General features: G+C 59.2%; 13 protein-coding genes. 7 read left to right on the top strand and 6 right to left on the bottom strand.

What is annotated here, in order from left to right:
- Positions 1–16 precede the first annotated feature (16 nt).
- Positions 17–244 (top strand): zinc ribbon domain-containing protein, encoded by a 228-nt coding sequence (locus F3I21_RS09620; protein WP_021506564.1) that lies wholly within the window; start codon positions 17–19, stop codon positions 242–244.
- Positions 245–573: 329 nt separating this feature from the next.
- On the top strand, positions 574–3,012 hold the full coding sequence (locus F3I21_RS09615; RefSeq protein WP_150058765.1) for a glucose/quinate/shikimate family membrane-bound PQQ-dependent dehydrogenase: 2,439 nt from the start codon (positions 574–576) through the stop codon (positions 3,010–3,012).
- A gap of 86 nt (positions 3,013–3,098) precedes the next feature.
- Here F3I21_RS09615 and F3I21_RS09610 read toward each other — a convergent pair whose 3' ends face one another.
- From F3I21_RS09610 to xseA, 4 genes are all read right to left on the bottom strand, one after another.
- Positions 3,099–3,281 carry a general stress protein gene (locus F3I21_RS09610; RefSeq protein WP_071813581.1) on the bottom strand — a complete coding sequence of 61 codons (183 nt, stop codon included), beginning with the start codon at positions 3,279–3,281 and terminating at the stop codon, positions 3,099–3,101.
- Positions 3,282–3,383: 102 nt separating this feature from the next.
- A complete protein-coding gene (locus tag F3I21_RS09605) occupies positions 3,384–3,713 on the bottom strand; it encodes a protealysin inhibitor emfourin (protein WP_150058764.1) in 330 nt (109 codons plus the stop codon).
- Positions 3,710–4,723 (bottom strand): M4 family metallopeptidase, encoded by a 1,014-nt coding sequence (locus tag F3I21_RS09600; RefSeq protein ID WP_150058763.1) that lies wholly within the window; start codon positions 4,721–4,723, stop codon positions 3,710–3,712. Before F3I21_RS09600 ends, F3I21_RS09605 begins: the two co-directional genes overlap by 4 nt.
- 125 nt (positions 4,724–4,848) lie before the next feature.
- The gene (gene xseA / locus F3I21_RS09595) at positions 4,849–6,216 is read right to left on the bottom strand and encodes an exodeoxyribonuclease VII large subunit (RefSeq protein ID WP_150058762.1); all 1,368 of its coding nucleotides are present in this window, start codon (positions 6,214–6,216) and stop codon (positions 4,849–4,851) included.
- Between the two features lie 168 nt (positions 6,217–6,384).
- Between xseA and guaB the strand changes: the two genes are divergently transcribed.
- Both guaB and guaA read left to right on the top strand, forming a co-directional pair.
- On the top strand, positions 6,385–7,851 hold the full coding sequence (gene guaB, locus F3I21_RS09590; protein WP_021506568.1) for an IMP dehydrogenase: 1,467 nt from the start codon (positions 6,385–6,387) through the stop codon (positions 7,849–7,851).
- Positions 7,852–7,923: 72 nt separating this feature from the next.
- Positions 7,924–9,504, top strand: a complete 1,581-nt coding sequence (gene guaA, locus F3I21_RS09585; protein ID WP_021506569.1) for a glutamine-hydrolyzing GMP synthase — start codon at positions 7,924–7,926, stop codon at positions 9,502–9,504.
- Positions 9,505–9,868: 364 nt separating this feature from the next.
- Here the strand turns inward: guaA and F3I21_RS09575 are convergent, their stop codons facing one another.
- The gene (locus F3I21_RS09575) at positions 9,869–10,798 is read right to left on the bottom strand and encodes an AraC family transcriptional regulator (RefSeq protein WP_150058760.1); all 930 of its coding nucleotides are present in this window, start codon (positions 10,796–10,798) and stop codon (positions 9,869–9,871) included.
- Between the two features lie 99 nt (positions 10,799–10,897).
- Here F3I21_RS09575 and F3I21_RS09570 point away from each other — a divergent pair, with 99 nt between their 5' ends.
- Entirely contained in the window at positions 10,898–11,779 is an 882-nt protein-coding gene (locus tag F3I21_RS09570) for an NAD(P)H-binding protein (protein ID WP_150058759.1), read from the top strand.
- Between the two features lie 25 nt (positions 11,780–11,804).
- On the opposite strand, the gene F3I21_RS09565 is transcribed toward F3I21_RS09570, so the two are convergent.
- Positions 11,805–12,716, bottom strand: coding sequence for a LysR family transcriptional regulator (locus F3I21_RS09565; protein ID WP_150058758.1), 912 nt, complete (start codon positions 12,714–12,716; stop codon positions 11,805–11,807).
- A gap of 95 nt (positions 12,717–12,811) precedes the next feature.
- On the opposite strand from F3I21_RS09565, the gene F3I21_RS09560 reads away from it, so the two are divergent.
- Together F3I21_RS09560 and F3I21_RS09555 are read left to right on the top strand one after the other, a co-directional pair.
- The gene (locus F3I21_RS09560) at positions 12,812–13,255 is read left to right on the top strand and encodes an ester cyclase (RefSeq protein WP_104188668.1); all 444 of its coding nucleotides are present in this window, start codon (positions 12,812–12,814) and stop codon (positions 13,253–13,255) included.
- Between the two features lie 20 nt (positions 13,256–13,275).
- Positions 13,276–14,196 (top strand): NADP-dependent oxidoreductase, encoded by a 921-nt coding sequence (locus F3I21_RS09555; RefSeq protein WP_150058757.1) that lies wholly within the window; start codon positions 13,276–13,278, stop codon positions 14,194–14,196.
- Positions 14,197–14,303 lie beyond the last annotated feature (107 nt).

Raw genomic sequence — 14,303 nt, 5'->3', positions numbered from 1 at the left:
CGATTCCGGAGTCATCATGCTCACCCCATGCCCTCACTGTCAGCAACCGCTCACTTACAGCGAACAGCGCTTCGACTGCCCGCACTGCCAGCGTCATTTCACCGCGCTGGCCTGCTGTCCCGACTGCCAGCAGCCGCTGCAGGTGCTAAAAGCGTGCGGTGCCATAGATTATTTCTGTACCCACGGTCACGGCCTGATCTCCAGCAGGCGCGTGCATTATCGCCCGGAAGACGTCATCGAATGAGGGTTTGCGATAGCGCGAAGTGGCGCTGGCTGCTCGCTTCGCGCTGCGTTTGTAGCAAAAATGCTATTGCTCAGTAACTACCGCGTTATGGATGTTCACTTTTAATTGTACCGGATGGTACAATCCTGCCCGCCTTGTGGCGAATGCCAGCGGATGTTGATCCTGCGGCCTCGCTCACAAGCGCTGCATAACGGGCGTAGCTCCCGTACCAACAGATATAAAATAAAGCGTAACGGATAACTTCCTGTCCCTGCTCAGCCAGGAAGACATTGACCGGCTGCTCCCGCATTCCGGCCGCCACGCGTTATTTTTTCAGGAGAGTTTGTGTTATGGCAGAAAATTCCGCTCGTCCCGGTAAAGGGTTGAGTCTCTGGTCCGTGTTATTCGGGCTGGTCCTGCTGGCGATCGGCCTGTTCTTCGCGATCGGTGGCGGTAAACTGGTGGCCCTGGGCGGCGGCTGGTACTTCCTCATTGCCGGTATCGTCATGTTACTGTCGGCGATTCAGTTCTTTCGCCGTAAATCCTCGGCGGTTACGCTGTTCATTCTGGTCTTCGCCGGCACGCTGATCTGGGCGCTGTACGATGCTGGCTGGCAGTTCTGGCCGCTGGTGTCGCGCCTGATGGTGCCGGCCGGCCTGATGGTGCTGGCATTTATTACCTGGCCGGCGCTGCGTAAGCGTGAAGGCAAGGCCTCGCTGGCGAAGCTTTCGTATGCACTGTCAGCGGTGATTGCCGTTGGTATGGTGGTCACCTTTGTCCAGATGTTCCAGCCGCATCCGACCGTGGCCTTCACCGGCAAGCAACTGCCGCTGATCCCGGTAGATAAAAGCAAACCGCAGCAGGACTGGAGCAGCTACGGCCGTACGCCGCAGGGCGACCGTTTTGCTGCTATCGACCAGATTACCCGCGACAACGTGAAAGACTTGCAGGTTGCCTGGACGTTCCATACCGGCGACACGCCGATCAGCCCGACCGGTAACGGTGCAGAAGATCAGGAAACACCACTGCAGGTGGGTAATACCCTGTATCTGTGTACGCCGCACAACAACGTGATTGCGGTGGAAGCCGACAGCGGTAAGCAGATCTGGAAGCGCGAAATCAATGCGCAGGCGCAGGTGTGGAACCGCTGCCGTGGTCTGGCGTACTTTGATGCCACCAAACCGGTACAGCAGCCAACGCAGCCGGGCTCCACGCCGGTGCCAGCGGTAACGCTGACGGCGGGCGATAGCTGCCAGCGTCGCATCCTGATGAACACCATCGATGCACGTCTGATTGCCATCAACGCCGATAACGGCGAGCTGTGTGAAAACTTCGGCAACCACGGCGTGGTCGATCTGAAGCAAGGTCTTGGCAGCGCGCCGGACCCGCAGTATCAGCTGACCTCGCCGCCGCAGGTAGCGGGCACCACGGTCGTGGTGGGCGGTCGCGTCGCGGATAACGTCCAGACAGACATGCCTGGCGGCGTTCTGCGTGGCTTCGACGTCATCACCGGCCAGATGCGCTGGGCGTTTGACCCGGGCAATGAAGATCCGAATGCCGTGCTGATGCCGGGTCAGGATTACACCCGCAGCACGCCAAACTCATGGGCGCCAATCTCTTACGATCCGGCGATGAACACCGTGTTCCTGCCGATGGGCAGCTCGTCGGTGGACCTGTGGGGTGCCAACCGTACCGCGCTGGATCACAAATATGGTGCGTCGGTGCTGGCGCTGGATGCCACCACCGGTAAAGAGAAGTGGGTGTATCAGACGGTCCACAATGACCTGTGGGACTTCGACCTGCCAATGCAGCCGAGCCTGGTGGACTTCCCGATGAAGGACGGCACCACCAAACCTGCGGTGGTGATCGGCGGGAAAACCGGCATGATCTGGGTGCTGGATCGCCTGACCGGCAAACCTTTGACCAAAGTTGAAGAGTTGCCGATGCCGCAGGGCCATATCCCGAACGAGCAGTACACCAAAACTCAGCCGCACTCGGTAGAAATGCCAAACATTGGCAATCAGAAACTGACCGAGTCAGACATGTGGGGCGCCACGCCGTTTGACCAGCTGGCTTGCCGTATTGCCTTTAAAGGCATGCGTTATGACGGCCTGTTCACCGTGCCGGACACCGATGTTTCGCTCAGCTTCCCGGGCTCGCTCGGTGGCATGAACTGGGGCAGCATCTCGTTCGATCCGAACAACCAGTACATGTTCGTCAACGATATGCGCCTTGGCCTGTGGGTGCAGATGATTCCGCAGGACACCACCAAATCGGCTGCCAGCAACGGCGGTGAAGCCATCAACACCGGCATGGGTGCGGTACCGCTGAAAGGCACGCCGTACGCAGTAAACAAAAACCGCTTCATGTCGCCGCTGGGCATTCCATGCCAGGCTCCGCCGTTCGGTACGCTGTCGGCCATCGACATGAAGACCCGTCAGATTGTGTGGCAGGTGCCGGTGGGTACGGTGCAGGATACCGGTCCGTTTGGTATCAAAATGCATGCGCAGATGCCGGTCGGTATGCCGACGCTGGGCGGTACGCTGGCAACGCAGGGCGGTCTGGTATTTATTGCCGGCACCCAGGATTACTACCTGCGCGCCTTCGACAGCTCAACCGGTAAAGAAGTGTGGAAAGCACGTCTGCCGGTGGGCAGCCAGGGCGGACCGATCAGTTATGTTTCGCCGAAAACCGGCAAACAGTACATCCTGATCTCCGCAGGCGGTGCGCGTCAGTCGCCGGATCGCGGTGATTACGTGATTGCTTACGCGCTGGCCGACAGCAAGTAAGCCGCAGTAAAAGAAAGGCCGACATCATGATGTCGGCCTTTTTTATTAACCGTCCGTGGCGTACTCCTTCCTGTAAGGATCCTTACTTACTTCTGCTTAGAGGGGCGACGGCTTTTTTGACCTCCTTTTCTTCCAGCTTCCCTGGCTCTCTCAGGATCGTTCCTGAAATTGCCCCCACTGACTTTGCCGCCCGCGCTACCGGCTTCCCTGGCGCGCTCCGGGTCCTCTGCAAAGTTCCCGGCACCGCCTCGTTGCTTGGTTTGTGTCATAGCAGAGACCTCATCTAAGGGTATTTTCTTTGATGTGGACTAGCTAGCCACGTTATCCAGTATAGTCAGTTAGTTACGGCGATGCTCTGGGAACTGTCTAAGTTATTCTTCGCCGTCGCGCCACAGCGCCTGCAGTTCAGGAGGCGCAACGTTTTCCGGAATCAGGATCACAATCGTTCCGGCTTCGCGGTGGGTCGCGTAGCTTATCTGGATGCGGAAATAGCGCTGGTCGCCACGACCGATGCTGGCGGCCTGTTCCTCCGGCTCGCCGAGCGGCAGCGCCTGCTCCAGCACGTTGCACACGCGCTGCTTCTGCGGTTCCGGCAACTGCGCCAGCGCAAATCGCCGCTCGCTGCGCAGGCCGGGGATAAATGCAATGCCGCCTTCACGCGCCAGCTCAATGATGGAGTCATCGGTCAGCTGAATATTCACCTTACACCTACCTCGTGCCACGCGGACTGGATCGCCTGTGCCACCGTATTATCAAAACGTTTTGCGGCATGCTGTACGGTAAAGCGCGCAAAGGTGCTGAAGTCGGCATCCTGCGGCAATTCCTTATCGCACAGCGTGTCGTACCATGCCTGACCGGCCCGTTCCCAGGCAAAGCCGCCCAGCGCGGTCGCTGCCAGATAGAAGGCGCGATTGGGAATGCCGGAGTTAAGATGTACGCCGCCGTTGTCTTCGCGCGTGTCGATATAGTGATCCATATCGGCAGGCTGCGGATCTTTGCCGAGCAGCGGATCGTCATAGGCGGTACCGGGCGCAGACATCGAGCGCAGGCCACTGCCCTTAATACCCGCCGCCAGCAGCCCTTCGCCGATGATCCAGTCGGCCTGGTCGGCGCTTTGCTTAAGGTGATACTGCTTCACCAGCGAGCCGAACACATCGGACATCGATTCGTTGAGCGCACCTGCCTGCTGGAAGTAAATCAGCCCGGCTTCGGTTTCGGTCACGCCGTGCGTCAGCTCGTGCGCGACCACATCAATGGCAATGGTAAAGCGATTGAAGATCTCACCGTCGCCGTCGCCAAATACCATCTGCTGGCCATTCCAGAAGGCGTTCTGGTACTCCTTGCCGTAATGCACGGTGCCATCCAGTTTCAGGCCTTTGTTGTCCAGCGAGTTGCGCTGGTAGATCTGCCAGTAGAAATCATAGGTGATGCCGAGATAGTTCCACGCTTCGTCGGCGGCGACGTCACCGTTACCGGGCTGGCCTTCCTCACGGATCAGGGTGCCGGGCAGATTTTGCGTATTACCCGCATTGTAGATAGCGCGCAAAACACTGCCGGGCTGCGCGGTGCTGGCTGCGCTGGTGGTGTGAGGATGTTCCGCCATCAGCTGTTGCACGTGGGTGAGGGTGCGCCGCGCGTAATCCTGCTGTGCGCCGGAACAGTTATCGATGATGTTTCGCAGAATATACGGAGGAATAACGCTGTAAGGCATGTCGGACTCCCTGACGGCTGGGTATGTCAGAAAGTATAGACCCGCTTATCAATCACGCGCCGCTGCGTCTGCAGCACGCGCGATTTACGGGGGTTTATCAACCATTTATGCGGCTGAAAAGATTATCACGCCTTACGGCTGCGCGTCTTCTGTGGTTGTAACGCCGTCACCTGACTCTCCACCCAGCCATCATCCAGCCGGGTACGCAGCAGATCGCCGGTATGCAGCTGACGGGTCTTTTTCACCACCTGGCCCTGAGCATCGGTGGTGACGCTAAAGCCGCGCGCCAGCGTCGCCAGCGGACTCACGCCTTCCAGCTGTGCTGCCAGCATACCAAAACGCTGCCGGCTGTGATTGATCTGTTTTTCCATGCCCTGCTGCAGCCGGTAGTGCCACTGCTGTAACTGCTGCTGAGCGCGCAGAATACGTCCCTGCGGCTGCTGGGATTGCAGGCGCTGCAGCAGGCGATCCTGCTGGCGATGCGCCAGGCGCAGCCGCTGGTCGACTACTTCCTGCAGACGGCGCTGCAGCTGAATCAGCGTGGTTTGCTGCCGTGCCAGGCGCAACTGCGGATGCTGCTGTTGCAGACGATGCTGCAGCCGGGTGAAGCGGCGCTGCTGCTGCGCCACGTAATAATCCATCGCCATCTCCATGCGCTGCTGCTGAGACTGCAAACGGCGCAGCAGCTCGATCTGGTTGCGGCTCACCAGTTCGGCAGCGGCAGAAGGCGTCGGCGCGCGCAGATCGGCAACAAAGTCGGCGATGGTGACATCGGTTTCATGCCCAACGGCGCTGACGATCGGCAGGCGGCTGGCAAAGATGGCCCGCGCCACGCGCTCGTCGTTAAAACTCCATAGATCTTCCAGTGAACCGCCGCCGCGCCCGACGATCAGCACGTCGCACTCGTCACGCTGGTTGGCCAGCTCGATGGCGCGCACGATGGCGGCGGGCGCATCAACGCCTTGCACTGCGGTTGGATAGATCACCACCGGCAGCGAGGGATCACGGCGATGCAGTACGCGCAGCACATCGTGTAATGCCGCGCCGGTGGCGGAGGTGATCACACCCACCTGGCGCGCCGGCTCCGGCAGCGGTTGTTTAAACTGCTGGTCGAACAGGCCCTCCGCCGCCAGCCGGGCTTTCAGCTGCTCAAACTGTTGCTGCAGCAGCCCTTCACCGGCCGGATGCATGCTTTCGATAATCAGCTGATAGTCGCCGCGCGGCTCATACAGCGTGATGCTGGCACGCACCAGCACCTGCTGACCGTGCTGCGGGCGAAAGCTGACGCGTCGATTGCTGTTGCGGAACATGGCACAGCGCACCTGCGCGCCATCATCCTTCAGGGTGAAGTACCAGTGACCGGAAGCGGGCTGAGTGAAATTGGAAATTTCAGCGCTGAGCCACACCAGGCCCATCTCATTTTCCAGCAGTTGGCGCACCGTGGTGTTCAGGCGGCTGACAGTAAAAATATTGGCGGTTGGCGGTAGCGACATGTGATGAGGATCAAATTTCAAATCAGAGGGTTAATTAACCGATACTACATGCCTGCCCCGGAGGATCAAGACTTTTTCCGAAAAAACACTGGAGGCAACCGATTTCGGCCTGTATAATGCCGCGGCAATATTTTATCTGTTTTAAACGCCCCAGGTGGAGATATTGCAATGTTAAGAATCGCGAAAGAAGCCCTCACATTTGACGACGTCCTGCTCGTTCCCGCTCACTCCACTGTTTTACCCAACACGGCCGATCTCAGCACCCAGCTGACCAAAAACATCCGTCTCAACATTCCTATGCTGTCTGCAGCGATGGACACCGTGACCGAAGCCGGTCTGGCGATTGCGCTGGCGCAGGAAGGCGGTCTGGGCTTTATCCACAAAAACATGTCGATTGAGCGCCAGGCGGATGAAGTTCGCAAGGTGAAAAAACACGAAAGCGGCGTCGTAACGGAGCCACAGACCGTGCTGCCAACCACCACGCTGGCCGAGGTGAAAGAGCTGACCGAACGTAACGGCTTCGCCGGTTATCCGGTGGTTAACGCCGACAACGAGCTGGTGGGCATCATTACCGGTCGTGACGTGCGCTTCGTGACCGATATGACGCTGCCGGTGACCGCGGTCATGACGCCGAAAGAGCGCCTGGTGACAGTGAAAGAGGGTGAAGCGCGTGAAGTCGTGCTGCAGAAAATGCACGAAAAACGCGTCGAGAAAGCGCTGGTTGTTGACGACAGCTTCCACCTGCTGGGCATGATTACCGTTAAAGATTTTCAGAAAGCTGAGCGTAAACCTAACGCCTGTAAAGATGCGCAGGGCCGTCTGCGCGTCGGTGCCGCAGTAGGTGCCGGTGCCGGCAACGAAGAGCGCGTTGATGCGCTGGTCGCTGCGGGCGTTGACGTGCTGCTGATCGACTCCTCGCACGGCCACTCCGAAGGCGTGCTGCAGCGTATCCGTGAAACCCGCGCAAAATATCCGGACCTCGAAATCATCGGCGGCAACGTGGCGACCGGTGCAGGCGCACTGGCGCTGGCTAACGCGGGCGTGAGCGCGGTGAAAGTGGGCATCGGCCCGGGCTCCATCTGTACTACCCGTATCGTTACCGGCGTTGGCGTACCGCAGATCACGGCAGTATCCGACGCGGTTGAAGCGCTGGAAGGTACCGGTATTCCGGTCATCGCTGACGGCGGTATCCGTTTCTCTGGCGACATCGCCAAAGCCATCGCTGCGGGTGCGTCGGCGGTAATGGTTGGCTCCATGCTGGCCGGTACCGAAGAATCGCCGGGCGAAATCGAGCTCTACCAGGGCCGTGCGTTCAAATCCTACCGCGGTATGGGTTCACTGGGCGCGATGTCCAAAGGCTCGTCTGACCGTTACTTCCAGAGCGATAACGCTGCCGACAAACTGGTGCCGGAAGGTATCGAAGGGCGCGTTGCCTATAAAGGCCGCCTGAAAGAGATCGTGCACCAGCAGATGGGCGGCCTGCGCTCCTGCATGGGCCTGACCGGTTGCCCGACCATCGACGATCTGCGCACCAAAGCCGAGTTCGTGCGCATCAGCGGCGCCGGGATCAACGAAAGCCACGTGCACGATGTGACCATCACCAAAGAGTCACCGAACTACCGCATGGGTTCATAATCCCGTAAGATTTCCCGCCCGGCTCCAGCCGGGCGCTTTTATTATTAAGTCCATCCCAATGGAAACGCCTCAATGACGACTGAAAATATTCATAAACATCGTATTTTGATCCTCGATTTTGGTTCTCAGTATACGCAGCTGGTCGCGCGCCGCGTGCGTGAGCTGGGCGTCTACTGCGAACTCTGGGCGTGGGATGTCACCGAAGAGCAAATCCGCCAGTTCAACCCGAACGGCATCATCCTCTCCGGTGGCCCGGAAAGCACCACCGAGCACAACAGCCCGCGCGCGCCGGAATATGTGTTCAACGCCGGTGTGCCGGTGCTGGGCGTGTGCTACGGCATGCAGACCATGGCGATGCAGCTGGGCGGTAAGGTTGAAGGCTCGAACGAGCGTGAATTTGGTTATGCGCAGGTTGAAGTGACAACCCCGAGCGCGCTGGTGCGTGATATCGAAGATGCCATCAGCGCGGCGGGTAAACCGCTGCTCGACGTGTGGATGAGCCACGGTGACAAAGTCACGGCGATCCCGGCAGACTTCGTGACGGTTGCCAGCACCGAAAGCTGCCCGTTTGCCATCATGGCTAACGAAGAGAAGCGTTTCTACGGCGTGCAGTTCCACCCGGAAGTGACGCACACCCGTCAGGGCCTGCGCATGCTGGAGCGTTTTGTGCGCGACATCTGCGGCTGTGAAGCGCTGTGGACGCCAGCCAAAATCATCGAAGATGCGGTAGAGCGCATCCGTGAGCAGGTGGGTGAAGACCGTGTGATTCTCGGCCTGTCCGGCGGTGTGGACTCATCCGTGACCGCGATGCTGCTGCACCGCGCGATTGGTGAGCGCCTGACCTGTGTGTTCGTTGATAACGGACTGCTGCGTCTGAATGAAGCTGAGCAGGTGATGGACATGTTCGGCGACCACTTTGGTCTGAACATCGTGCACGTTGCGGCAGAAGGACGCTTCCTCGACGCGCTCGCGGGCGAGAACGATCCGGAAGCCAAACGTAAAATCATCGGCCGCGTGTTCGTGGAAGTGTTCGACGAAGAAGCACTGAAGCTGACCGACGTGAAGTGGCTGGCGCAAGGCACCATCTATCCGGACGTGATTGAGTCGGCGGCTTCAGCTACCGGTAAAGCGCACGTGATCAAATCGCACCACAACGTGGGCGGTCTGCCGAAAGAGATGAAGATGGGCCTGGTTGAGCCGCTGAAAGAGCTGTTCAAAGATGAAGTGCGTAAAATCGGTCTGGAACTCGGCCTGCCTTACGACATGCTGTACCGCCATCCCTTCCCGGGCCCGGGCCTGGGCGTGCGCGTACTGGGTGAAGTGAAGAAAGAGTACTGCGACCTGCTGCGCCGTGCTGATGCCATCTTTATCGAAGAGCTGCGCAAAGCCGATCTGTACAACAAAGTCAGCCAGGCCTTTACCGTGTTCCTGCCGGTGCGCTCCGTCGGCGTGATGGGCGATGGCCGTAAATACGACTGGGTGGTTTCCCTGCGTGCTGTCGAAACCATCGACTTCATGACGGCCCACTGGGCGCACCTGCCGTACGACTTCCTCGGCCGCGTCTCCAACCGCATCATCAACGAAGTGAACGGCATTTCACGCGTGGTTTATGATATTTCAGGTAAACCTCCTGCGACGATTGAGTGGGAATAACATCAGGTCCTTCGGGGACTATCGCGGGCCATTGAAAAGTTGCCGTAATGTGTTTATTTGAAAGAAAAAACATCACGACGACGATCGGTGGCTATCGCCAGCCAGCAGAACAGGCTGGCGGTGAAACTGGCGGTAAGAACCGAGGGCCGGATTAAGACCGTCCCGTTCACTATCCAGACCAAACTCGTCCTTAACGGTAAAGGTCTCCCCGGGAAAGCCTGTTGTATGCGGCTTTCCCGCCATCAGCAGATCTCCTGGCCCATGAAAACGGATCGACGCCAAAAAGGCCGTCGCTCAGGGGCGCGAGCGTTTTGTGGCGAGTCGGCCGACGGCGAGGACGAAGCATAGCCTGAACAGGCGCGACTCAATGGCTATTGCGTTCGATCGCTTCCGCCCGAGCGTAGCGCCGCGGTGAAAAACCAGTCACGCGTTTGAACGCGGTGTTGAACGCGTTTTCCGATTCATAGCCCAAAGCATTTGCAATCGTTATAAGAGGCTCGCGACCGCCTGTCAGCAACTCCTTTGCAAGCATCATGCGCCACTGAGTCAGATATTCGATAGGCGTTTGCCCAACCCTTTCCCTGAATCGCTGGGCGAAGATTGACCTCGAAAGCCCGGCCCGCCCCGCCAGTTCTGCAAGTGTCCACCGATGCCCCGGCTTTGCATGCATCGCTTCGATCGCTCTGCCAAGGCAAGGATCGGCAAGGGCATACAGGATACCCACGCGATCACCAGCCTGACGTGAAAGGTGGAGTCGAAACGCTTGCAAAAGCATCAGATGAGCCAGGTGCCGGGCGGCGAGCGTCCCACCGGGCCTTCCATTCTGCATTTCTGTCATCATCTGCGTGATGCACCAGCGCATTGCCGCTCTGTCCTCTGCTTCGTGTAAATGAATCAGCGGGGGCAGTGTGCCGAGTAGTGTGCCGGACTTACGGGTGTCTACCTCGAAGCGTGTGCCAATAAAAGCGAAGCTGCCTCCGCCTTCGTGAACTATCACATCCCCCGGGCGCGCGTTGGCAAGTACGACGTGCGCCTCAACCGGATCTATTCCTAAGTCGCTTGCCAGCACGAAGGGGCGCCCGCTGGGCAGGATGAGGCAATCGCCCTCAGTCAACCTTACTGCGGCATCCATGCCCACTACCTTCAGCCAGCAGGCACCGGCTGTGACGACATGGCATTTAATGGTTCCCGGGCGATTTCCAAATCGGATCGCCCATTCACCACCGATATCAAGTCCCGCAGTCAGGTAGCTCTCTGGTCTGAGTATTTCGAGAATGTCAGATAACGGATCCATAGAAAATCCGGACGATGGCGAAGAAATAAAGGACGAATAATCGTATATCGTCTGGGGGCTGCAGGGTATTGTTTTTTTTTACCTTGAGAGGATCGCAGAATGATCGTTGTTACCACGCCCACCGGCAACATAGGTGCCCATGTCGTCCAGCTCCTGCTGAACGCCGGCGAACCGCTGCGCCTTATCGTGCGCGATGCCAGCAAACTAACGAAGGCGGTACGCGAAAGCGTCGAGATCGTCGAGGGTTCGCACGGCGACGCCGCGGTAGTTGATCGGGCGTTTCGGGGCGCGGACGCTGTCTTTTGGCTATGCCCGCCGACGCCAGCTCCGACCCCTGCGGCAGCTACGATCGATTTTGCGCGGCCCGCCGCTGACGCGCTGCGCCGGGCCGGCGTCGCCCACGTCGTTGCAGTTACAACGCTTGGTCGCGACACGCCATGGGAGCACAGCGCGGGCAATGCCACCGGGTCGATCCAGATGGTCAATCTGTTGCGCGAAACCGGGGCCGCCGTGCGTGGCATCGCATTGCCAGCCTTCATGGATAATGCGCGGCGTCAGGTCGATGCCATTCGTCAGGGGAAGATGTTCGGACCGATCGACCCCAACAAGAAACTGCCGCACACTGCCGCATGTGATAGCGCCGCTGCCGCCGCTGCGCTGCTGATCGATCGTTCCTGGTCGGGACAGCAGGATGTGCCGGTTCTCGGGCCCGAAGAGCATTCTTACGCCGAACTCGCCGCCATCATCTCTGACGTTATCGGATCGGAAGTTCGCTATGTGCACCAGTCGTACGAAGCCTACAAACAAGCCGCGATTGAAAGAGGGTTGACGCCGGCTTTCGCGCAAGGCTATGTCGACATGCTACGCGCAAAAGAGGAAGGCATGGACAACGTGGCCCCCCGCTCGACGGCCATCATCGGTCAGACCAGCTTCCGCCAATGGGTCGAAAACGAGTTGAAACCCGCAGTTGTAAGAAACTGAAACGGTCACCAGGCCGCTGCCTTCGCTACAACCGCGCCGCCTGTTGTTCAATAAATTCCCTGAACCACTGCTGGGCGGGATGCGCGTCGCTGCGCCGGTGCCAGATCAGGTTGAACACCATTTCGGGCAACGACAGCGGGGGAGGGAACAGTACTAGCTGGCGACTGGCCTGCGCATGCAGCGCCACGCGCTTCATCACGGTCCCCGTCATGTGGGTTTGCGCCACGATAGACGGCACCGTAAACATCTGCTGGACCGTCAGCCCCAGCCGGCGCTTTTTACCCTGCTGCGCCAGCACCTGATCAACCAGGCCGTATAGTTCACCTTCCGGCGAGACCAGAATATGCGGCAGCGCCAGGTAGCTCTCCATGTCCATGCCGCGTCTGGCCGCCGGATGGTTGCTGGCGACGATGGTGACGAATTCGTCGCGCAATACCGGCCGGGAGATGATGCGGCTATCGCTGTGCGTAGGCATGACGCCGATGGCGACATCAATCGCGCCGGCATCTAACAAATCGACCGCATGATCGCGGTTGGTAAACGCCTGCACATTCAATGACACGCCGGGGGCGGCGTCCTGTAGCGCCTGCATTAACGAAGGCAGCAACACGAAAGCCGGATACTCCGACACGCCCAGTTTGAAGTTTATTTGCGCTTTTTCCGCTGCAAATACGGGCTTTGCCACCAGCGTCGCTTCGAGCTGGCGCAACGCCCCGGCGATGGGGCCGGACAGATCGCGCGCACGCGCGGTCGGCAATAAACCCTCCGCGCTGCGCATGAACAGCGGGTCACCGAACAGGGTGCGTAATCGCGACAAAGCGGCGCTCATCGCCGGCTGGCTGACGCCCACCTGGGTTGCCGCCCGCGTGACGTTGCGCTCGTTCATCAGCGCGTCAAAAGCCACTAACAGATTGAGATCGATGCCATGAAAATCCATACGGCAAATAATCACTCATATTGAATATTTGTTGGACGAATTGTAGGGCGCTGCGCAAAATTCCACAACCAACCCTCACCTGAAAGTGAATAACGATGAATCCAGCAGCAGAATACGTACAACGTCTGAAAATTGAACGACAGGCGGTAGAGACGCTCTATCAGGCCTTCAGCGACAACAACCCCGATCTGGTCGATAGCGTGCTGGCTCCGTCATGGGAAGACATTCCGCTGGCGCCGGGACAGGCGCCCGGGCCGGAAGGCATCAAGCCGATCATTCGCATGCTGGCGCAGGCTTTTCCGGACGTGCAGATCGTGGTGCATGACATGATTCAGGAACCTGGCCGCATCGCGGCGCGGGCGGAAATCAGCGGCACCCATCTCGGCGAAATTTTCGGTATCGCGCCGACCGGCAAGAAAGTGAGCTTCCGTCTGCATGAGTTCCATGCGCTGGAGGACGCCCGTCTGATCACCACCTGGCACATGGAAGATTGGTTTGGCCTGTTCCTCCAGCTTGGCCAGTTTCCGCCACAAGCCTGAATCAGACCGGAGAGTTGATAATGAAAGCAGCATTGATTAATACGTTTGGCACCGCCGATGTGCTGACGATTGGCGAACGTCAACTTCGCGCCGCCAGTCCGGATGAGGTGACGGTGCAGGTTGAAGCGGCGAGCGTTAATCCGCTGGATGTGAAAATCATCTCTGGGCATATGCAGCAGGTTTTCCCGGTGGATCTGCCTTACGTGCCGGGCATGGATTTCTGCGGCGTGATTACAGCGGTTGGCGAGCGCGTGAGCCATTTAAACGCGGGCGATCGCGTATTCGGGCGCACGCCACCTGGCGCAGGCGGGGCTTTTGCCCAAAGCCTGGTGATCGCCGCCGATGACGTATGCCTTGTCCCGGCAGCGATGAGCGCCGAACAGGCCGCGGCGCTGCCTACCGCGTTTGGCTCCGCGCAGCAGGCATTGTTCGATGTGGGCCAGCTGCAGCGCGGCGAGCGCGTGCTGATTCACGCCGCAGCGGGTGGCGTCGGCAGCATGGCCGTCCAGCTGGCGCATCAGGCGGGCGCTTATGTCATCGCCACGGCGTCGGCGAAAAACCACGCGCTGGTGACCAGTCTGGGCGCCGATGAGGTGATTGACTACCGCACGCAGGACTTTGCAGCAACGCGCGATATCGACCTGGTGATAGACAGCGTCGGCGGCGAAACGCTGAGCCGCTCCTGGTCCGTGCTGCGCGCCGGCGGGCGCATTGCCACGCTGGTGGAGTTTGGCATCACGCCCGTCGGCGGCCAGCACGGCGAGTTTGTCTTCTTCGCCAGCGCGACGCCGTATCTTGCCCGGGCGAGCAGCCTGTTCCAGGCCGGGCAGTTACAGGTCATCACCGACGCTATCTTTTCGCTGGATGATGCACGCTCCGCACTGGAGAAGGTGGCGACCGGCCATGCGCGCGGCAAAGTGATTATCCGCGCCAATCCTTAACGCCTGGCGTCATGTCGCAGTAAAAACGCGCCCGCTACCCCGCGGGCGTTTGTTTACCGGTCTGTCGCAGGGGATAAGGATGTGTTAATAATCTGGCGTTAACGGCA

Origin of the sequence: Pantoea sp. B_9 (genome assembly GCF_008632015.1) — a bacterium.
Classification (GTDB): domain Bacteria; phylum Pseudomonadota; class Gammaproteobacteria; order Enterobacterales; family Enterobacteriaceae; genus Pantoea; species Pantoea dispersa.
The sequence above is the reverse complement of the archived record's forward strand: the minus strand, read 5'-3'. Positions and strand labels throughout refer to the sequence as shown.